This is a genomic window from Streptomyces sp. NPDC057638 (assembly GCF_042800315.1).
In the GTDB taxonomy this organism is placed as follows: Bacteria; Actinomycetota; Actinomycetes; order Streptomycetales; family Streptomycetaceae; genus Streptomyces.
Map to the genome: position 1 here is coordinate 1 of NZ_JBHVHF010000144.1, position 19,601 is coordinate 19,601.

Genomic DNA, 19,601 nt, shown 5'->3' on the forward strand with positions numbered 1-19,601 from the left:
CCACCGGAAGGACCGGTGGGCCGCCGTGTCCTGTGCGGCGGGGTGAGGACTATCCGCCGTAGTACGCGTTCTGGATCGTCACCGACGACGCGTTGCCCTTCTTGTCGGTGATCAGGGCCCGGAAGGCTATGCCCTTGCCCTTCTGCGGGTTCTTCACCGTGACCTTGCCGCCCGACACGGCCAGCCGCTGCCACGTGGTGCCGTAGTCATACGAGGCGTAGACATACAGCGACTTGAGATTGCGCCCGGCCGCCGCACCCTCGACCTGCACTGGCACCGACTGGAGCCGTCCGGCCGGGGCCGTGCCGTCGAGGGACGCGTTCGCCACGAAGCGCGCGGTGGATATGGGCAGGGGGACGACCTCGGTCCCGGCGGGGGGCCGCTGGGAGCGGAACGTCCAGCTCAGGTCGACCTTGCTGGAGGTCGGCGCGACCTGCGGACTGCGCTGGATGGTCGACTTGAGGGTGTAGGTGGCCGCGGAGCGCGGCACGGTGAACGGCACGCCCGTGAGCGGGTCGTTGTTCTCACCTATCTTGGTCGTCCCCCGGTGGAGCGTGGTCTTGGCCGAGGAGTGGAGCGACCAGCCCCAATGACCGGCGCCGTCGGAGTGGACCGGCAGATAGGCGGAGATCTCGTCGCCCACGCGCACGGCGCCCCCGATGTCCCCGCCCGACCGGGGACCGATCACCGGAGCGTTGAACGTCTCCGTGTAGACGCGCTGCGGCGCGTAGGACTTCGCGTCGTTGTACGCACTGATCTCCGGCTCACCCAGCTCCGGGCCCGTGGGCTCCGCGTACTGGCCGAGGTCAAGGCCCCAGACGACGCGGTCGAGCGTCGACAGACGCAGGGTCCGTATGCCGGGCAGCTTCTGCGGGAGACCGATCGAGACGGAGGTGTCCACGTTCGGCAGGCTCCCCCAGGCGGCGAGCGTACCCACCTTGCCCGGCGCCGAGGCGCCGAGGCCGACCTTCACGGTGGTCAGCTCACGGTCGGTGAACGCCTTGGTGAAGCCCTTCGACAGCCGCTTCACCTTGCCGCCTGTGAGGACGCTGTACTCGGTGTCCTTGCCCTTGAGCAGGATGCTCTGCCACGACTGGCTCAGCGTCACGCCCTTGGGGTCCGGGCCCAGCTGGCCGGTGCGGAAGTCCTGGGACGACGGCACGAACATCAAGCTGCCGAGCCCGGCCTCCTTGCCGTCCACGACGATGGTCGAGTGGGTGAACTCCTCCCGGGCCCCGTCGTCGGGCACGGTGATCCGCACCGGGCCCGCGGTGCGGGCGTCGACGGTGACCGTGGTGTCCTTGGTGATGTCGATCCGGGGCTGGACCAGCCAGTCCACGCTCGGCGCGGTCCCCTCGTCCTTCACCTGGTAGCGGTAGGCGTCCAGGACGTAGCTGCCGCGCGCCGCGCGGATCGTGGTCGTGCCGTCATGGGCGCCATGGTCCAAGAACTGACCCGCCCTGACTCCCTCCAGCCCGTACAGCGTGCCCTCGAAGTCCTTGTTCGGAGCGCCGTCCCGGCCCACGTACCGCACGGTCAGGTTGTAGGACTCCACCTCACGGTCGACCGCGGCCGTGGTGCGCACGCTCTGGCCGCCGCCGGTGGCCACCACCGTCGCCGCGTAGGCGCCGTCGACGGAGCCCAGTTTCGTGTTGGCGGTGACGTCGACCGAGGCCGTCCCGTTCCCGGGGACGGTCACCGTCCGCGCGCCGACCGAGAAGAAGCCCACCGGGGTGGGGCGGCCGTCGGGGGCGGTGGAGGCGATCGACAACCGCAGCGTCACGGGCGTCTTCGTGCTGTTGCGGTAGGTGATCTTCTTGGTGACCGGGGTGTCGTCCGCGTGCGGCCACTGCTGGATGCCGAAGTTCACCGAGGCCGCGTCGGAGAACACGGTCTGGCCGATCGCCCGGTCGACCGCTATCCGGCCGGTGCCCTGCTGGAACGGGGTGTGGGCGCCCGGCACGGCGGAAGCGGTCAGGGCCGCCTTCAGCTCGGCCGCTCCCCAGCCGGGATGCCGCTGCTTCAGCAGCGCGGCGGCCCCGGCGGCGTGTGGCGCGGCCATCGAGGTGCCGGAGAGGGTGGTGTACCCCGGCGGCTTCTCGCCGATCGCCGTCGCGAGCAGGCTGCCCGGGGCCGCCGCCGCGGTGGTGTCCACGCCCGGCGCGGTCACATCCGGCTTGATGGCGCCGTCGCCGACGCGCGGCCCGACACTGGAGAAGTCCGCGATACGGTCCCGGTCGTCGACCGCGCCCACGGTGAGCGCGGATTCCGCGCTGCCCGGTGAGCCGACGGTGCCCTGATCCGGTCCGCTGTTGCCCGCCGAGATGGTGAACAGGACGTCCTTCTCCGCCGTCACCTTGTTGACATGGGTTTCGAGCGGGTCGAGATCCGGGCCGTCGCCGCCGCCCAGGCTCATGTTGATGATGGCGGCGCCCTGTGCGACGGCCCAGTCGATGCCCGCGATGATGCCGGACTCGTCACCGCTGCCGTCGTCCCCGAGCACCTTGCCGTTGAGCACCTTGGCCCGGGGCGCCACGCCCTTGAACTTGCCACCCGACTTGGCGCCGGTGCCCGCCGCGATGGACGCGACATGGGTGCCGTGGCCGTAGCGGTCCTTGGTGTCGGGCGAGGGCGTGAAGTTCTTCGCCCCGGCCAGCTGGGTCCGCAGATCCGGATGGTTGGCGTCCACGCCGGTGTCCAGCACCGCGATGGTGACGTTGTCGCCCTGGTACCCGGTCTTCCAGACGGCGGGCGCGCCGATCTGCGCCACGCTCTTGTCCAGATGGGCCTGGACCCTGCCGTCCAGCCAGATCCGGCTGATCCCGGAGGCGGTGCCCCGGGCGGTGCCCCGCTTGTCGGCACGGGTCAGCGCCTTCCAGAGCGCGGGAGTGTCCCCGGCCGGAGTGGTGACCGCGTCGGCGTTCATCCCGGCGAGGGTGCGGCGCACCCGCGTCTCCCCGGTACCGCGCACCTGGGCGCGGGCGGCGGGAGCGCCGGAGCCGCCATAACCGACGATGAGCTTCAGCCCCGGTGCTCCGGCGGAAGCGCGGGCCAGTTCGGTGATGTCGAAGAGGCGGCGGTCCAGCGTGCCGGAGTCGATGAGCTTCCGCGCGTCGGCGGGGATGACATGGGTGTGGCCCCGAACGGTCAGGACGCGGACCGGCACATGCTTCCGGCCGGGAGCGGGCTGGAAACTCGCCATCCGTCCCTTGGCGTCGACCTGCACCCGGTCACCGGTGATGAGGGTGAGCCATCTCTTCTGGCTCTTCGACTTCTTGTCCGTGGTCGTTCCGGACGCCGCCGTGGCGGCCCGGTCCGGATTCTTCTCGGTGTGTGGTCCCGTGGCTGACGCCGGGCCGGTCATGCCCGCTGTCAGTGCCACGGCTGCGGCCATAGCGACCGTGATCACCCACGATCGCTTCGCGTGATGTCGCAAGTCTCCCCCCGGAGAGTAGCGATGGCGGCGGGACCGACATGGCCCCGCGCGGCCCGGAAGGACCTGTACGCGATGGCGCCAACTCCCCCCGGACTCCGCAGTATGCCGGTGGCTCGTACGAATGTTCAACGCATGTCGACAGCCTGTGGATAACGCGTCGCGACCGGAATTCCCCTTTCCTGTATGTGAGGTGACGTTCCATCAGATATTCGTAACCCATGTTACGAAGGCGATCCCTGAGGCAAAAGTGGCGCCCCATCGCCCCGAAACGCCCCATCCTCCCGCGTTCACGCCATTGGCTCGATATCACCCATTGACCATGAAATGTGCAGGCTGGAGTCCTGCCTCCGATCCTCTTCCGTCCATATCGCCGAAGGTGACCCCTGGCCGACCCGCACCGGGCCCCCGGCGGTCACTCCACCGACCCGTCGCGGACGGGTCGTGGCGCCCGCCCCGCCCCCGAACCGCACAGCCTCCCCCCGCCCCCGAACCGCACAGCTCCGCCCTGCCGCCGAGCCGTGAACCCGCCCAGACTGGCGGCACTCCACCCCTTGCCACTCCACCCCTTGCCACTCCACCCCCCCTCGACGCTCCGCACACCCCTTTGACTTGCCTGCTGGGAAAGTCATAGTTTAGCTTTCCCAACAGGAAAGTGATGGCCGCGCCCAGCCCGGCCCCCCTCGCGACCCCGCCGTATCGCGATGAGCCGCCCGCGGGGTGCCCCCGAGCCACAAGAACCGCAGAGAAATCAACCCCCCACCGGATCCCTTATCTCCCTACCTTGAGGAGGCGATGGCCGTGAGTACCCCGGTCGATGCCGAGCGAGCCTGGACGGATCTCCAACGCGTCCGCGTACTCCAGGAGCGGGTGTACGACGAGGCCGAGCGGAAGGCGTCCGGCGCCCCCCGCGCGGCCTATGCCACAGCCGCCCTCATGTGGGCCTTCCTGGTCAGCCTTGGCCTGGAGCCCCCCTGGTGGGGCGTCTGGCTGGGCGCCGCCGTGTACGTCGCGCTCCTGGGCACGCTGGGCGTGATCGACAGCCGCGTGGGCCGGATGCGGCTGCATCGCTCCCGCTGCGACTGGCGGATGTCCGCCACGTTCGTCGTGGGAGGCGTGGTGACCGGCGGGACGGCCCTGCTCGCCGAGGTCCTGGCCGAGTCGCTGGAACCGGTGACCGCCGCGCTGATCCAGGCCACTGCCTCGGCGGCCGCGTTCCTGCTGTTCATCGGTCCCGCCAGCCGCTGGGCGGTCCGGGCGGCGCGTACCCACGGCGCGCGGGCCACCCGAGCGGAGACCAGCCGATGAACATCCCCACCGGCTTCGACGAATTGATCCACCCCGCCACCCGGCTGTCGGTGGTCGCCCTGCTCGCCGCCACCGAATGGGCGGACTTCGCGTTCGTCCGCGACAGCCTCTCGCTCAGCGACTCCGCGCTCTCCAAGCAGCTCCACACCCTGGAAGAGGCCGGCTACCTCGATCTGCGCAAGGAGGGCGGTGGCCGCGGAAGACGGACGAGGGTACGGCTGACGGAACAGGGCCGCACCGCCTTCGAGGGCCATGTGGCGGCACTCCGGGCGATCGTCGACGCCGCCACCCCGGTACCGACGGCCATGACGGAGGCGACGCGGTGACGCGGTGACGACACACACGACACACACGACACGCGCAACGGTCACGGCGCGCGCGACACACGCAACGGTCACGACACGCCCAGCACGCCCGACGGACATGCCCCCGAGCACCCTCCCGCCCCCGAACACCCCCGCGACGACGGCCGCCGCCCTCCCCTCCATCACGGCCGCCGCGCCCGTGACGGCGGCGCGACGGCGGCAGCCACCCCCGGAGGCAGGACGATGACCCCGCCCGTACCCACCCCCGGCCCTCCCGCACCACCCCAACCCGTCATCAGGGCACGCGAGGTGACCATGGCGTACGGCGGCAGACCCGTACTCCACGGAATCGATCTGGACATCCACCGCGGCGAGGTCTTCGCCCTGCTCGGCCCCAACGGCGCCGGAAAGACCACCACCGTCGAGATCCTCGAGGGCTTCCGTCGGCGCTCCGCCGGGGAGGTCCACGTCCTCGGTACGGATCCGGAGCGCGCCGACGACGCCTGGCGCGGCCGCATCGGACTGGTCCTCCAGTCCTGGCGCGACCACGGCCGCTGGCGGGTCGGCGAACTGCTGGCCCACTTCGCGACGTACTACCCGGACCCGCGCGACCCGGCGGCGGTACTGGCCCTGGTCGGCCTCACCGGCCAGGCCGGCCAGCGGGTGGACCGGCTCTCCGGCGGACAGCGCAGACGGCTCGATGTCGCGCTTGCCATCGTCGGCCGCCCCGAACTCCTCTTCCTCGACGAGCCGACCACCGGCTTCGACCCGCAGGCACGGCACGCGTTCCACGACCTGGTCGGACGGCTGGCCCGGGACGACGGCGTCACCGTCCTCCTCACCACGCATGACCTCGTGGAGGCGGAGCGGCTCGCCGACCGGATCGCCATGCTGGTCGGTGGCCGGATCCGGGCCTGCGGCACCCCGTCGGAACTGGCCCGCCTGGCGGCGGCGCGGGCCGAGGTCCGCTGGACGGCCGAGGACGGAACGCCCCATCGCGAACAGACCGAGGACGCCTCGCGCCTGGTCTGGGAACTCCACCGGGCCGCGCCCGGCCCGATAGCCGGCCTGGAGGTCCGCCGCCCCACGCTGGAGGACACCTATCTGCGCATGGTGCACGAGGAGCACGACGCCACCGACGGCGCCCTGGACGGAGAGGCACAGCCCCGATGAGGAGGCCGACATGGTGAACGAGACGCGGCACCCCGCGACCACGGACGCGGCCGCCCCGCGGAAGCGGCCGAACCGCGCCGCCTGGCGGCCCGGCCTGCGCCGCGGCGGCATCGAACTGAGGCACCTCCTGCGCAACCCCAAGGAGCTGTCCGGCCACCTGACCAACGTGGCCGTCGCGGTCGTGGTCGCCGTCTACGTCAGCGGTGAGGTCCCCGGCACCCAGACGCCGATGGCCCACCTGGTCATCGCGGGCCTGGCCGCCTATCTGCTCTTCCAGGTCGGCCTGATCAACCTCCCCCAGATTCTGGTGACCGAACGGGAGGAGGGCGCCCTGCTGCGCCTACGCGCCACACCCGGCGGAATCCCCGCCTACCTCATCGCCAAGTGCCTGCTGGTGGTCGTCACGGCGGTCGCCACCCTGCTCCTGCTCCTGCTGTCCGCCGTGCTCCTGACCGACGGCCCGCTCCCGCACGGTCCGAGTGGCTGGCTGACGCTGCTGTGGGTGACCACTCTCGGCCTGCTCGCCGTCGTCCCCCTGGGCGCCGCCCTCGGCGCCGTGCTGCCCAACCCGCGCGAGGCACTGGCCCTGATCATGCTGCCCGTGATGGGCCTGCTGCTCACCTCCGGAGTGGTCTTCCCGATCACCGTGCTGCCCGTCGCCGTCCAGCAGGTGGCCTCCGTCTTCCCCCTCAAGTGGATGGCCCAGGGCCTGCGCTCGTCGCTGCTCCCCGACTCCGCCCGCGCCGCCGAGGCGGCCGGCTCCTGGGAGCTGCCGCTGGTCGCCCTGGTCCTGACCGCCTGGACCATCCTGGGCTTCCTCCTCGCCATCCCCCTCCTGCGCCGCGCGGCCCGCCGTGAGTCCGGCTCCCGTCTGACCACTCGCCACCGCGCGGCGGTGCGCAGCGGCGCGATCCGCGCCTGACGAGAGGAGCGGCCCCGACTCCGCCCGCGTCCGCGACCGGGGAACCTCGTGTCCGGCGGCCGCGCCGACTCGGTCAGGGCGTCCGTCCGCGGTACGAGGCGGTACGAGGCGGTAGGCGGTGGAGTTGCTCGTGGGCGGCCGCGACACGGTGCCGTGCGACGGACCACGCCACCGCTCACGCGGTCGGGTGGGGTCCTGACGGCAGCTCGCTGCGGCGCACCTTCTCCTGGTACCACCGGCCCCATGTGTCCAGCTGCGCGGTGATGGCGTCCAGACTGCGCCCGACGTCGGTCAGTGTGTACTCGACGCGCGGCGGCACTTCCGGGTACACGGTCCGTGCCACCAGACCGTCGTTCTCCAGTTCCCTCAGCTGACGGGTCAGCATGCGCTGGGTGATGCCCGGCAGCGCACGTCCGATCTCACCGAAACGCAGCGTGCCCGGCACCAGTTGCTTGAGAATCGCCAATTTCCAGCGACCTCCCAGGATCTCCATCGCGAACTCGATCGCGCAGTGATCCGGAGCCTCTTCGACACGGGAACGCACGGCTGACCTCCATGGGTATACCGAATAGCACTATCGGACAGAGAAGTGCGTACTGGTGACTCCGGTCAATTCCCGCGGAAACTGCGGCCATGCCGAACAAGGACGCGCCCGTGCCGGTGGCTCCCCCAGTCGGAGCGGCCGGGCCGCTGCCGGGACGGCGATGGGCGGTCCTGGCCGTCGTGTCGGCCGCTTTGCTGCTGAGCGGTATCGACCTCACCGTGCTGCATGTCGCGATACCGAGCGTGAACCGGGAGCTGCGCCCCGACGCCGCACAACTGCTCTGGATCGTCGACGTGTACTCCCTGGCGCTCGCCGCCCTCCTCGTCACCTGCGGCACCCTGGGCGACCGTATCGGCCGACGCCGGATGGTTCTCGGCGGCTTCACCGTGTTCGGCCTGGCCTCGGCGGCGTGCGCGTTCTCGGCGTCCACCGGAGAACTCATCGCCGCACGCGCGGCGCTGGGCGTCGGGGCGGCGATGATCATGGCCTCGACCGTGTCGATCATCAGGGTGGTGTTCACCGACGGCCGTGAGCGTGCCCTGGCGCTCGGAGTGTGGACCTCCGCCCACAGCGTCGGGGCGACCATCGGGCCACTGGTCGGCGGACTGGTCACCGGACGATGGGGCTGGGGCGCCGTCTTCCTGGTGAACGTTCCCGTCATCGCCGTCCTGTTGGCCGTCGGGGCGCGCGTCATCCCCGAGTCGAGGAATCCCGTACCCCGGCGCTGGGACCTGACCAGCGTGCTGCTCTCCGTCGCCGGCCTGGGCGGTGTGGTGTACGGCCTCAAACAGGCCGGCGAGCACACCGAGGTGACCGCCACGGTCCTGGTGAGCGCCCTCGGCGGCGCCGCGCTGCTCGCCGTCTTCGTACGCCGCCAAAGACGGCGGCCGGAGCCCTTGCTGGACCTGTCGCTGTTCGCCGAACGCCGCTTCACCACGGCGACCGTCTGCGTCATCGGCTGCTTCGGCAGTTACGTCGCCCTGCTGTTCTTCCTCACCCAGTGGTGGCAGCAGGTGGGCGGATACTCCCCGCTGCGCGCGGGCCTCTCGCTGATGCCGCTGGCCGCCGCCAACGCCATCGGCGCCCTCACCGCGCCCTGGGTGGCGAACCGGTGGGGCCATCGCGGCGCGCTCACCACGGCACTGCTGCTCTTCGCCGTCGCCTACGCGGTCATCGCCGCCGTCGGCGACACCGACCACTACGACCTGCTCCTCCCGTCCCTCCTCGCCGCCGGATACGGCGCCGGCATCGTCATGACCCTGGGCGCCGACGCCATCATGAGCGCGGCCCGGCCCGAACGCTCCGGAGAGGCGGCCGCCATCCAGGAGACCTCCTTCGAACTCGGCGCGGGTCTCGGCGTCGCCGTCCTCGGCACGGTCATGGCCGTCGCCTATCGCACCGGCATGCCGCCGGTCCCCGGCCTCGGCCCCGGCGAACGGGCCATCACCAGCGAGTCCTTCGCCGCCGCCGAGGACCTCGGATCGCTCCTGCCCCCGGCGACCGCGGAGGCCGTACTGGACGCGGCCCGGCGGGCATACGACCACGGCTTCACCCTCGTGGCGGTGATCGCGACGATCGTCCTCGTCATCACCGCGGCCCTGGTGGCCGTTCTGCTCCGTCCCGGCAGGACCGCCCGTTCCAGGACCCGGCTTCCCCGCCCGACCACGGACGCACCCCGATGACCGAACCCCCGGCCGCAGTGCCATGGGCGTGGCCGGACACCCGGGCTCCCGACGCGCGGCTGACAGATCAGGCCGCGTGCGAATCCGGCAGAGGGCCGTCGCCCGCCGGCAGGGACGCCGCACGACCGGCATCGCGAGCGGCATCGCGATCGGCATGACGGGGCAGGTATCGGCTCGCTCTCCCGTGCCAGGAGACGACCCACTCGTCGCGTGCCCGGGTGGCCGCGACGAAGAGCGGGGAACGGGCCCGCTGTTCCTCCTGGCGGTATCGGTCGGGACTGCTCGACGGGAAGCCCTCGATGCGCTGATGGGGGATCAGGCCTGAGCCACATGCCGCTGTCGGCCTCACGGTGGATGAGATCCAGGCCACCGTGCTCCTCCTTGCGGCGTGCCTGCTCGGTGGCCTTGACCATGCGGTGTTCCTCGATCCGCGCGGCCTCGTCGGCGATCAGCGCGTACGTGGTGCGCTGGGGCGGGCCGTCCAGAAGCGGGCGGTACTTCGCCACCAGCGTTCTGTCATGACAAAAGAAGCCTCTGACCTGTTCTTCTTGAGGTCAGAGGCTTCTTTGGCACTTCTTGTGAAGTGCCCCCGGCAGGATTCGAACCTGCGCACACGGCTCCGGAGGCCGTTGCTCTATCCCCTGAGCTACGGGGGCGCACTGTCTTCGCCTGGCTTGCGCTCTTGGCGGCGACGGGTAGAACCCTACCAGCTCTCGGCAGGTGCCTGTGAACAGGTATTCCTCGCCCGGCCCTGGGCTTCTCGCGGAGCGGGGACGAGGGCGGAGAGACAGGTGGAGGGGCACTCCCGCCCGTTCCGTTCACCCACCCCACCCCGTCCCCCGCACGGGGTGGAAGTGAGGAAAAGCCGGACGCGATCGGGCCCGGCGACCTACTCTCGACATGTGTCAGGCGCGTCTGGTCGTGTGCTCGTTGTCGATGACAATCGGGTGATCCGGCAGTTGATCAGGGTCAACCTGGAGCTTGAGGGCTTCGAGGTGGTGACCGCGGCCGATGGTGCCGAGTGTCTGGAGGTCGTGCATGAGGTGCGACCGGATGTGATCACGCTGGATCTGGTGATGCCCAGGCTGGATGGGCTGAAGACCGCCGAGCGGCTGAGGGCCGATCCGGGGACCAGTCATCTGCCGGTGGCGATCATCAGCGCGTGCAGTGGCCATGAGCTCGCCGGCGGGGTCGCCGCCGGGGTGGACGCCTTCCTCGCCAAGCCCTTCGAGCCGGACGAGCTGGTCCGGCTGGTGGGGGAGTTGATGTGCCGGGAGCGGCCGTCCGGCATCGGTGAGGTCGACGGGTGGCGCGGGGCCGGGCGGGCCGGGAGCGCGCGGGGCTGATCCCTCTGATCCCGCAGGTCGCGGAGCTGGTCGCCGGGCCGGTCGTGAGGCCGGACTGGGGGTTGGCCGCATCGCCGGAACCGCGGGTTGACCGCATGGCGAAACCGTTGGGTGGCGAGAGGGGTCCCTCGCCTAGGCTTGTCCCGTGACCCCCACCGAGCTCTCCCGTACCGTGGCGCACGCCGTGCGCCGTGCGGTGGCGGACGGTGTGCTCAGCGCGCCCGTGCCGGAGTCCGTGGTGGTGGCGCGGCCCCGGCCCGGAGGGTGTGGCGACTACGCCACCAATGTCGCGCTCCGGCTCGCGGGGGTCGCGGGGCAGCCGGCGCGCGGTGTCGCCGAGATCCTGCGGGAGCGCATCGCGGACCTGCCCGGTGTGGCGGACGTCGAGATCACCGGGCCCGGGTTCCTCAACATCACCCTGGAGAAGGGGACGCGCCAGGCGCTCGTCCGCCGGGTGCTGGAGCAGGGCACTGACTACGGCCAGCCCGGTGGCGCGCAGCGCGTTCCGGCGGGGCACGAGAGCCGGGAGCGGCTCTGGGCGCAGGCCGTCGCCGCCCTGCGCCGGGGACAGGGCCGTGACCGTGGCGACGCGGATGTGCCGCGCCCGGTGCCGTACCGGAGTGCGGGCGCCGGGGACCTCACCACCGACGCGCACCACTGGGGGCTGCTGTCCGCCGCCGCCCATGACCGGCCCCGGATGGGGCCGTGGCTGCTGCGGCAGCACGAGAGCAACCCCCTCTTCACCGTCCGCTACGCGCACTCCCGCGCCCATGCGCTGACCCGTGGCGCCGCCCGGCTGGGGTTCACGGGTCAGGCGCCGGCGGAGGGCGACGGCACGAGCGACGGGATGTCCGTGCTGATCGGGCTGATCGAGGACTATCCGCCGACGCTGGCCGACGCCGCGCGGCTGGGAGCGCCGGACCGGGTCGCCCGGCATCTGGAGCGGGTCGCCGAGGCGCTGCTCGCGTTCCAGCACACCGTCCTGCCCGTCGGTGACGAGAAACCCTCGGCCGCCCACCGCTCCCGGCTCGCCCTCGCCGAGGCCGCCGGGACGGTGCTCGCCGGTGGCCTGTCCCTGCTCGGCGTCAGCGCACCCGTCCATCTGTGAGAGAGACACCATGAGCCGTTCCGCACATCCCGCCGGGCCCCGTCACGCCGATGTCCTGCCCGAGGGGCATCTGCCCGCGCCCCCCGCCGACCTCGGCGCGCTCGACCCGAAGGTCTGGGCCCGTACGGTGGCCCGGGGCGAGGACGGGGTCGTCAGCGTCGGCGGTCTGGAGGTCACCCGGCTCGCGGAGGAGTTCGGCACCCCCGCGTACATCCTCGACGAGAGCGACTTCCGGGCCCGCTGCCGGGCCTGGGCGGAGGCGTTCGGGCCGGACGCGGACGTGTTCTACGCGGGGAAGGCCTTCCTGAGCAGGGCCGTGGTGCGCTGGCTCCATGAGGAGGGGCTGAGCCTCGACGTCTGCTCGGGCGGGGAGCTGGCCACCGCGCTGGACGCGGGGATGCCCGCGGAGCGGATCGCCTACCACGGCAACAACAAGTCGCCGGAGGAGATCGAGCGCGCCATCCGCGCCGGGGTCGGGCGGATCGTGATCGACTCCTTCCAGGAGATCGTGCGGGTCGCCCATGTGGCGCGGGGCCTGGGGCGGCGCCAGCGGGTGCTGGTCCGGGTCACCGTCGGTGTCGAGGCGCACACCCACGAGTTCATCGCCACCGCCCACGAGGACCAGAAGTTCGGCATTCCGCTCGCGGGCGGCCAGGCCGCCGAGGCGGTGCGCCGGGTGCTCGGGCTCGACGCGCTGGAGCTGGTCGGCCTCCACTCGCACATCGGCTCGCAGATCTTCGACACCTCCGGTTTCGAGGTCGCGGCCCACCGGGTGGTCGGTCTGCTCCGGGAGATCCGCGACGAGCACGGTGTCGAGCTGCCGGAGATCGACCTCGGCGGTGGCCTCGGTATCGCCTACACCTCCGCCGACGACCCCCGTGATCCCCACCACATCGCCAAGGCGCTGCGGGAGATCGTCACCCGTGAGTGTGAGTCGGCGGGGCTGCGCGTGCCGCGTCTGGCCGTGGAGCCCGGCCGCGCCATCGTGGGCCCGACCGCGTTCACGCTGTACGAGGTCGGCACGGTCAAGCCGCTCGCGGGACTGCGGACGTATGTCAGTGTCGACGGGGGGATGTCCGACAACATCCGCACCGCGCTGTACGACGCGGAGTACAGCGTCGCGCTGGTCTCCCGGGACTCGGCGGCCGCGCCGATGCTCTGCCGGGTGGTCGGCAAGCACTGTGAGAGCGGGGACATCGTGGTGCGGGACGCCTTCCTGCCGGCGGACGTGGCGCCCGGTGATCTGATCGCGGTGCCCGCGACCGGGGCCTACTGCCGGTCCATGGCGAGCAACTACAACCACGTACCGCGACCGCCCGTCGTCGCGGTCGCCGAGGGGGCCGCCCGGGTGATCGTCCGGCGCGAGACGGAGGAAGATCTCCTGCGTCTGGACGTCGGTTAGTTGAGATAGATGTCTCGCATGCCGGACGGAGGTAAAAAACCTCCGTCCGGTGGGTGAGACTGGTGCACACCGTAGATGTAGTGAGAAGTGAGGTCGGATGATGCGTACGCGTCCGCTGAAGGTGGCGCTGCTGGGCTGTGGAGTGGTCGGCTCAGAGGTGGCGCGCATCATGACGACGCACGCCGACGACCTCGCCGCGAGGATCGGCGCGCCCGTGGAGCTGGCGGGCGTCGCCGTGCGGCGGCCCTCGAAGGTACGCGAGGGAATCGATCCCGCCCTGGTCACCACGGACGCGATGGCCCTGGTCGAACGCGGGGACATCGACGTCGTCATCGAGGTCATCGGCGGGGTCGAGCCCGCCCGCACCCTGATCACCACCGCCTTCGAGCGCGGCGCCTCCGTCGTCTCCGCCAACAAGGCGCTGCTCGCCGAGGACGGCGCCACGCTCTACGCCGCCGCCGAGCGCCATGGGCGCGACCTCTACTTCGAGGCCGCGGTCGCCGGGGCGATCCCGCTGATCAGGCCGTTGCGCGAGTCGCTGGCCGGGGACAAGGTCAACCGGGTCCTGGGCATCGTCAACGGCACCACCAACTTCATCCTCGACCGGATGGACAGCTCGGGCGCCGGATACTCCGAGGCGCTCGACGAGGCCACCGCGCTGGGGTACGCGGAGGCCGACCCGACCGCCGACGTCGAAGGCTTCGACGCCGCGGCCAAGGCGGCGATCCTCGCCGGGATCGCCTTCCACACCCGGGTACGCCTGGACGACGTCTACCGCGAGGGCCTCACCGAGGTCACGGCCGCCGACATGGCCTCCGCCCGCCGGATGGGCTGCACCGTCAAGCTGCTCGCCATCTGCGAGCGTGCCGCCGACGGCAAGTCGGTCACCGCCCGGGTCCACCCGGCGATGATCCCGCTCAGCCACCCGCTCGCCTCCGTCCGCGAGGCGTACAACGCGGTCTTCGTCGAGGCCGAGGCCGCCGGTCAGCTGATGTTCTACGGCCCGGGCGCGGGTGGCGCGCCGACCGCCTCCGCCGTCCTCGGTGACCTGGTCGCGGTCTGCCGCAACCGTCTCGCCGGATCGACCGGACCCGGCGAGTCCGTGTACACCCAGCTGCCCGTGAGCCCCATGGGCGACGTGGTCACGCGGTACCACATCAGTCTCGACGTGGCCGACAAACCGGGTGTGCTCGCCCAGGTCGCGACGGTCTTCGCCGAGCATGGCGTGTCGATCGACACCGTACGCCAGCAGGGGCGGCCGGATTCCAACGGCGAGGCGTCCCTCGTCGTCGTCACCCACCGCGCGGCCGACGCCGCCCTCTCCGGGACGGTCGAGGCGCTGCGCAAACTCGACACCGTGCGCGGTGTCGCCAGCATCATGCGTGTTGAAGGGGAGTAGAGGACCCAATGACCAGCAAGGGCACCCACCAGTGGCGCGGCATCATCGAGGAGTACCGGGACCGTCTCCCGGTCACGGACACCACGCCTGTCGTAACACTCCGTGAGGGCGGCACTCCGCTCGTCCCCGCGCAGGTCCTCTCCGAGCGCACCGGGTGCGAGGTCCATCTCAAGGTCGAGGGTGCCAATCCGACCGGCTCCTTCAAGGACCGTGGCATGACCATGGCCATCACCAAGGCCAAGGAGGAGGGTGCCAAGGCGGTCATCTGCGCCTCCACCGGCAATACCTCCGCCTCGGCCGCCGCCTACGCGGTGCGGGCCGGGATGGTCTGCGCGGTCCTGGTGCCGCGGGGCAAGATCGCGCTGGGCAAGATGGGCCAGGCCCTGGTCTACGGCTCGAAGATCCTCCAGGTCGACGGTAACTTCGACGACTGCCTCAACCTGGCCCGCGCGCTCTCCGAGAACTACCCGGTGGCGCTGGTCAACTCGGTCAATCCGTTCCGTATCGAGGGCCAGAAGACGGCCTCCTTCGAGATCGTCGACGCGCTCGGCGACGCCCCCGACATCCATGTGCTGCCCGTCGGGAACGCGGGGAATATCACCGCGTACTGGAAGGGATACCGGGAGTACGCGGCGGACCGGATCTCCTCCGGGACGCCCCGGATGTGGGGATTCCAGGCGTCCGGTTCCGCCCCGATCGTCCGTGGCGAGGTCGTCAAGGACCCCTCGACCATCGCCACCGCCATCCGGATCGGCAACCCGGCCTCCTGGCAGCACGCGCTCGCCGCGCGGGACGAGTCGGGTGGGTTCATCGACGAGGTGACGGACCGTGAGATCCTCCGCGCCTACCGGTTGTTGGCCTCGCAGGAGGGCGTCTTCGTGGAGCCCGCGTCGGCCGCCTCGGTCGCCGGTCTGCTCAAGGCCGCCGAGGCCGGGAAGGTCGACCCGGGGCAGCGCATCGTCTGCACCGTGACAGGGAATGGGCTCAAGGACCCGGACTGGGCCGTGGCGGGCGCGCCGCAGCCGGTCACCGTGCCCGTGGACGCGGCGGCGGCGGCGGAGCGCCTGGGATTGGCCTGATCTCTACCCCACGACCGGGCGCGCCACACCTGCGGCGGGGGATTCCTCCGTACAGAGGGCGCGTCCGGCACGGGGGCGGTGGGGCGAGAGGGCTGCCCTACCCCGGCGGAAAGCGCGGCAAGCAGGACATTCATCGAGGCTGGGGCACAGGAGGCTCGCGACACGCATCGTGCGCCTCCCGTGCGCCCTGTGTCGCCACAGAACCTTCCTTCGATAGGCTGTACCTCACCCGCCCCGCCGCATATGCCGCGACGCGACCCCCGTCACGGCTCTCACGGGTGTTCCCCACTTTCCGTTGGTCCGTGGTGTCCTCCGTACCTTCGTTCTCCCTCGATTCGTCAGTTCCACCGTTCCGCCGTTCCATCCAGCATCGTTTCGTTCAGCCCCGTCAGAACCACAGCAGTCAGAACCAAGGAGTGTCATCGAGCGATGGCCGGTCCAGCGTTCCGCGCCGCCGCCGTCCGTGTGCGCGTCCCCGCCACCAGCGCCAATCTCGGTCCGGGCTTCGACGCCCTCGGACTGTCCCTGGGGCTCTATGACGACATCGTCGTCCGGGTCGCGGACTCAGGTCTGCACATCGACATCGCCGGAGAGGGCGCGGCCACCCTGCCCCGAGACGAGAGCCATCTCCTCGTACGGTCCCTGCGGACCGCGTTCGACCTGCTCGGAGGGCAGCCGCGCGGGCTGGAGGTCGTCTGCGCCAACCGCATCCCGCACGGGCGCGGCCTCGGTTCGTCGTCCGCCGCGATCTGCGCGGGGATCGTCGCGGCGCGCGCGGTGACCATAGGCGGTGAGGCGCGGCTCGACGACGCGGCACTGCTGGAACTGGCCACCGAGATCGAGGGGCATCCGGACAATGTCGCCGCCTGTCTGCTCGGCGGCTTCACGCTCGCGTGGACCGACGCGGGCGCGGCGCGCGCCATCAGGATGGACCCCGTCGATTCCGTCGTTCCGGTGGTTTTCGTGCCCGCGTCGCCGGTGCTCACGGAGGAGGCCCGGGGCCTGCTGCCCCGGACCGTCCCCCATGTGGACGCCGCTATGAACGCCGGTCGGTCCGCCTTGCTCGTCGAGGCCCTGACCAGGCGTCCCGAGCTCCTGCTGCCCGCCACGGAGGACCGGCTCCACCAGGAGTACCGCGCCCCGGCGATGCCGCAGAGCGTCGACCTTGTCAACCGACTGCGCGCGGACGGCGTCCCTGCAGTCATCTCCGGCGCGGGCCCCACGGTGCTCGCGCTGACCGAGGACGGCACGGCCGACAAGGTCGCGCTGCTGGCCGGGGAGGGCTGGGCGGCCAATCGTCTGGCCGTCGACACCGCGGGGGCGAGTGTGCTGCCGCTGAACCCGGCCGGGGGTACCGCCGAGGGTGACGCGGCCCCGCGGTAGAGCCGTACGCTCCCCGCGTTATTCCGTGGGGAACGCCGCTCAGGGCGGGTGACACGAGATTGCCGGGGACGGAGAGGGGGAATGTTTGTTGGAGCCGGTAGTGTTAACCTCAAGTCTGCACCCGATGCCTTTTGGCTCGGAGCTGTGTGTCCCGATTCGGGACCACCCATTCTTCCGGGAGCCTCCCACACTGCCTGAGCAGCCCGCCTGAGCAGTGTCGAGCACGCTCCGGAACCGGCACGACACCTCCCGCTCCGCCAGGAGTGGGCCGAGCAGGGGGATCTCGGGCCGGACCTGTATGTATCTGACTCTCCGCCGTCATATCCCGGCGGGGGACCACCGCCCCGGCACGGTCCACACACCAGGACCGCCGCCGGACAGCACAACCGGTCGCCGAGCCAGAAGGCCGACGTCCGCTCCAGGGAAGGACCCTTCGTGAGCGACACCACCGATCTGATGGGCGTGACTGCCGACAGCTCTGTCGACACCCCCGCGCCCGCCGCAGGTGCTGCCTCCGGCACCACCTCACGGCGCCGCCGCTCCGGCACCGGCCTCGAAGGCATGGTCCTGGCCGAGCTGCAGCAGGTCGCGTCCGGCCTCGGCATCAGGGGCACCGCGCGTATGCGCAAGAGCCAGCTGATCGAGGTCATCAAGGAGGCGCAGGGCGCCTCCGGGGGCAAGGCCGCCGACTCCGCGTCCGCCGCGCCCGCCGCAGAAAAGGCCGAGACCAAGCCCAAGCGCCGCACCACCTCCAAGGCGCGCACGGGTGAGGCCGCCGACGCCGCCGCCAAGGAGGCCGAGAAGGCCCCCGCGCAGCAGCAGATCGACATCCCCGGCCAGCCCGCCAGCGACGACCAGCCCACCACCGAGCGCCGCCGTCGCCGCGCGACCGCCCCGGCGGGCAGCCCCGAGACCCCGGCCGGGGCCGAGGGTGCCGTCGAGGTGAAGGAGAAGGCGGAGGCCCAGCCGGAGGCCAAGGCCGAGGCCGCCGTCGCCGCCCAGCCCGCGCAGGACGGCGAGGGCCGCCGTGAGCGCGGCCAGCGCGGTGACCGCCGGGAGCGTCAGCGCGACCGCGACCGCGATCGTGACCGTGACCGTGACCGCGATCGTGACCGCCGTGGCAAGAGTGATGACCAGCAGCAGGGCGGCCAGCGTCAGCAGCAGGGCAGCCAGCAGCAGCAGCGTCAGGGCAGCAGCCAGCAGGACGAGTTCGACGAGGACGGCGGCGGTCGCCGTGGCCGTCGCGGCCGCTACCGCGACCGTCGTGGCCGTCGTGGCCGCGAGGACTTCGCGAGCGAGCCGCAGGTCGCCGAGGACGACGTTCTGATCCCCGTCGCGGGCATCCTGGACATCCTCGACAACTACGCCTTCATCCGTACGTCGGGCTACCTTCCGGGCCCCAACGACGTCTACGTCTCTCTCGCCCAGGTCCGCAAGAACGGCCTGCGCAAGGGCGACCACGTCACGGGCGCGGTCCGGCAGCCCAAGGAGGGCGAGCGCCGCGAGAAGTTCAACGCGCTGGTCCGGCTGGACTCGGTCAACGGCATGGCCCCCGAATCGGGCCGTGGCCGCCCCGAGTTCAACAAGCTGACCCCGCTCTACCCGCAGGACCGGCTCCGGCTGGAGACCGACCCGGGCGTGCTGACCACGCGGATCATCGACCTCGTGTCGCCGATCGGCAAGGGCCAGCGCGGTCTGATCGTGGCCCCGCCGAAGACCGGCAAGACCATGATCCTCCAGGCCATCGCCAACGCGATCACGGTCAACAGCCCCGAGTGCCATCTGATGGTCGTCCTCGTCGACGAGCGGCCCGAAGAGGTCACCGACATGCAGCGGTCGGTCAAGGGCGAGGTCATCTCCTCGACCTTCGACCGTCCCGCCGAGGACCACACCACGGTCGCGGAGCTGGCCATCGAGCGCGCCAAGCGCCTGGTGGAGCTGGGCCACGACGTGGTCGTCCTGCTCGACTCCATCACCCGTCTGGGCCGCGCCTACAACCTGGCGGCCCCGGCCTCCGGGCGCATCCTCTCCGGTGGTGTCGACTCGACCGCGCTCTACCCGCCGAAGCGCTTCTTCGGTGCCGCGCGCAACATCGAGGACGGCGGCTCGCTGACCATCCTGGCCACCGCGCTGGTCGACACCGGCTCGCGGATGGACGAGGTGATCTTCGAGGAGTTCAAGGGCACCGGCAACATGGAGCTCAAGCTCGACCGCAAGCTCTCCGACAAGCGCATCTTCCCGGCGGTGGACGTGGACGCGTCCAGCACCCGCAAGGAGGAGATCCTGCTCGGCAGCGAGGAGCTCGCCATCGTCTGGAAGCTGCGCCGGGTGCTGCACGCGCTCGACCAGCAGCAGGCGATCGAGCTGCTGCTGGACAAGATGAAGCAGACGAAGTCGAACGCCGAGTTCCTGCTCCAGATCCAGAAGACGACGCCGTCGGCGGGCAACGGCGACTGACGCGTCGTCCGCTCCCTGGGGAGTTGTTCCACGGGATCGCCCCGCCACCTCTGAGGTGGC

Annotated in this window: 14 protein-coding genes and 1 tRNA gene; 12 read left to right on the forward strand and 3 right to left on the reverse strand. The window is 71.3% G+C overall.

All coding sequences use genetic code 11. The features are described 5' to 3' along the window. Nucleotides 1-49: 49 nt before the first annotated feature. Nucleotides 50-3,382, reverse strand: a complete 3,333-nt coding sequence (locus ACFVIM_RS19945) for a S8 family serine peptidase (RefSeq protein ID WP_384302958.1) — start codon at nt 3,380-3,382, stop codon at nt 50-52. A gap of 846 nt (nt 3,383-4,228) precedes the next feature. On the opposite strand from ACFVIM_RS19945, the gene ACFVIM_RS19950 reads away from it, so the two are divergent. From ACFVIM_RS19950 to ACFVIM_RS19965, 4 genes are all read left to right on the forward strand, one after another. Then, a complete protein-coding gene (locus tag ACFVIM_RS19950) occupies nt 4,229-4,741 on the forward strand; it encodes a hypothetical protein (RefSeq protein ID WP_384302960.1) in 513 nt (170 codons plus the stop codon). Next, on the forward strand, nt 4,738-5,067 hold the full coding sequence (locus tag ACFVIM_RS19955) for a transcriptional regulator (protein WP_384302962.1): 330 nt from the start codon (nt 4,738-4,740) through the stop codon (nt 5,065-5,067). The genes ACFVIM_RS19950 and ACFVIM_RS19955 overlap by 4 nt, the downstream gene beginning before the upstream one ends. A gap of 222 nt (nt 5,068-5,289) precedes the next feature. Continuing rightward, a complete protein-coding gene (locus ACFVIM_RS19960) occupies nt 5,290-6,219 on the forward strand; it encodes an ABC transporter ATP-binding protein (protein WP_384302964.1) in 930 nt (309 codons plus the stop codon). A 10-nt stretch (nt 6,220-6,229) separates the two neighbouring features. Continuing rightward, complete coding sequence (locus ACFVIM_RS19965; protein WP_384302966.1) at nt 6,230-7,141, forward strand: ABC transporter permease; 912 nt, start codon at nt 6,230-6,232, stop codon at nt 7,139-7,141. Nucleotides 7,142-7,316: 175 nt separating this feature from the next. On the opposite strand, the gene ACFVIM_RS19970 is transcribed toward ACFVIM_RS19965, so the two are convergent. Then, on the reverse strand, nt 7,317-7,685 hold the full coding sequence (locus ACFVIM_RS19970; RefSeq protein ID WP_384302968.1) for a winged helix-turn-helix transcriptional regulator: 369 nt from the start codon (nt 7,683-7,685) through the stop codon (nt 7,317-7,319). Between the two features lie 89 nt (nt 7,686-7,774). Here ACFVIM_RS19970 and ACFVIM_RS19975 point away from each other — a divergent pair, with 89 nt between their 5' ends. Next, nucleotides 7,775-9,367, forward strand: coding sequence for an MFS transporter (locus ACFVIM_RS19975; protein WP_384302970.1), 1,593 nt, complete (start codon nt 7,775-7,777; stop codon nt 9,365-9,367). A gap of 584 nt (nt 9,368-9,951) precedes the next feature. Here the strand turns inward: ACFVIM_RS19975 and ACFVIM_RS19980 are convergent. Beyond that, a tRNA-Arg gene (locus tag ACFVIM_RS19980) sits at nt 9,952-10,023 on the reverse strand. A gap of 198 nt (nt 10,024-10,221) precedes the next feature. Between ACFVIM_RS19980 and ACFVIM_RS19985 the strand changes: the two genes are divergently transcribed. The 7 genes from ACFVIM_RS19985 (at nt 10,222) to rho (ending at nt 19,541) form a co-directional block, all read left to right on the forward strand. Continuing rightward, nucleotides 10,222-10,713: a response regulator gene (locus tag ACFVIM_RS19985; RefSeq protein ID WP_384302972.1), complete on the forward strand. Its 492-nt coding sequence runs from the start codon at nt 10,222-10,224 to the stop codon at nt 10,711-10,713. Nucleotides 10,714-10,858: 145 nt separating this feature from the next. Next, entirely contained in the window at nt 10,859-11,821 is a 963-nt protein-coding gene (gene nrtL / locus ACFVIM_RS19990; protein WP_384302974.1) for an ArgS-related anticodon-binding protein NrtL, read from the forward strand. Nucleotides 11,822-11,831: 10 nt separating this feature from the next. Then, nucleotides 11,832-13,223 carry a diaminopimelate decarboxylase gene (lysA, locus tag ACFVIM_RS19995; RefSeq protein WP_384302976.1) on the forward strand — a complete coding sequence of 464 codons (1,392 nt, stop codon included), beginning with the start codon at nt 11,832-11,834 and terminating at the stop codon, nt 13,221-13,223. A gap of 97 nt (nt 13,224-13,320) precedes the next feature. Then, complete coding sequence (locus tag ACFVIM_RS20000; RefSeq protein ID WP_384302978.1) at nt 13,321-14,622, forward strand: homoserine dehydrogenase; 1,302 nt, start codon at nt 13,321-13,323, stop codon at nt 14,620-14,622. Between the two features lie 8 nt (nt 14,623-14,630). Next, on the forward strand, nt 14,631-15,701 hold the full coding sequence (thrC, locus tag ACFVIM_RS20005; protein ID WP_384302980.1) for a threonine synthase: 1,071 nt from the start codon (nt 14,631-14,633) through the stop codon (nt 15,699-15,701). A gap of 429 nt (nt 15,702-16,130) precedes the next feature. Then, on the forward strand, nt 16,131-17,084 hold the full coding sequence (gene thrB / locus ACFVIM_RS20010; protein ID WP_384302982.1) for a homoserine kinase: 954 nt from the start codon (nt 16,131-16,133) through the stop codon (nt 17,082-17,084). Nucleotides 17,085-17,519: 435 nt separating this feature from the next. Further along, nucleotides 17,520-19,541, forward strand: coding sequence for a transcription termination factor Rho (gene rho, locus ACFVIM_RS20015; protein WP_384302984.1), 2,022 nt, complete (start codon nt 17,520-17,522; stop codon nt 19,539-19,541). Nucleotides 19,542-19,601: the final 60 nt, after the last annotated feature.

Excerpts from the sequence above, each read along its gene's own strand:
- ACFVIM_RS19950 (WP_384302960.1), top strand. The coding sequence starts at position 4,229 with ATGGCCGTGAGTACCCCGGTCGATGCCGAGCGAGCCTGGACGGATCTC.
- ACFVIM_RS19955 (WP_384302962.1), top strand. The coding sequence starts at position 4,738 with ATGAACATCCCCACCGGCTTCGACGAATTGATCCACCCCGCCACCCGG.
- ACFVIM_RS19960 (WP_384302964.1), top strand. The coding sequence starts at position 5,290 with ATGACCCCGCCCGTACCCACCCCCGGCCCTCCCGCACCACCCCAACCC.
- ACFVIM_RS19965 (WP_384302966.1), top strand. The coding sequence starts at position 6,230 with ATGGTGAACGAGACGCGGCACCCCGCGACCACGGACGCGGCCGCCCCG.
- ACFVIM_RS19975 (WP_384302970.1), top strand. The coding sequence starts at position 7,775 with ATGCCGAACAAGGACGCGCCCGTGCCGGTGGCTCCCCCAGTCGGAGCG.
- lysA (WP_384302976.1), top strand. The coding sequence starts at position 11,832 with ATGAGCCGTTCCGCACATCCCGCCGGGCCCCGTCACGCCGATGTCCTG.
- ACFVIM_RS20000 (WP_384302978.1), top strand. The coding sequence starts at position 13,321 with ATGATGCGTACGCGTCCGCTGAAGGTGGCGCTGCTGGGCTGTGGAGTG.
- thrC (WP_384302980.1), top strand. The coding sequence starts at position 14,631 with ATGACCAGCAAGGGCACCCACCAGTGGCGCGGCATCATCGAGGAGTAC.
- thrB (WP_384302982.1), top strand. The coding sequence starts at position 16,131 with ATGGCCGGTCCAGCGTTCCGCGCCGCCGCCGTCCGTGTGCGCGTCCCC.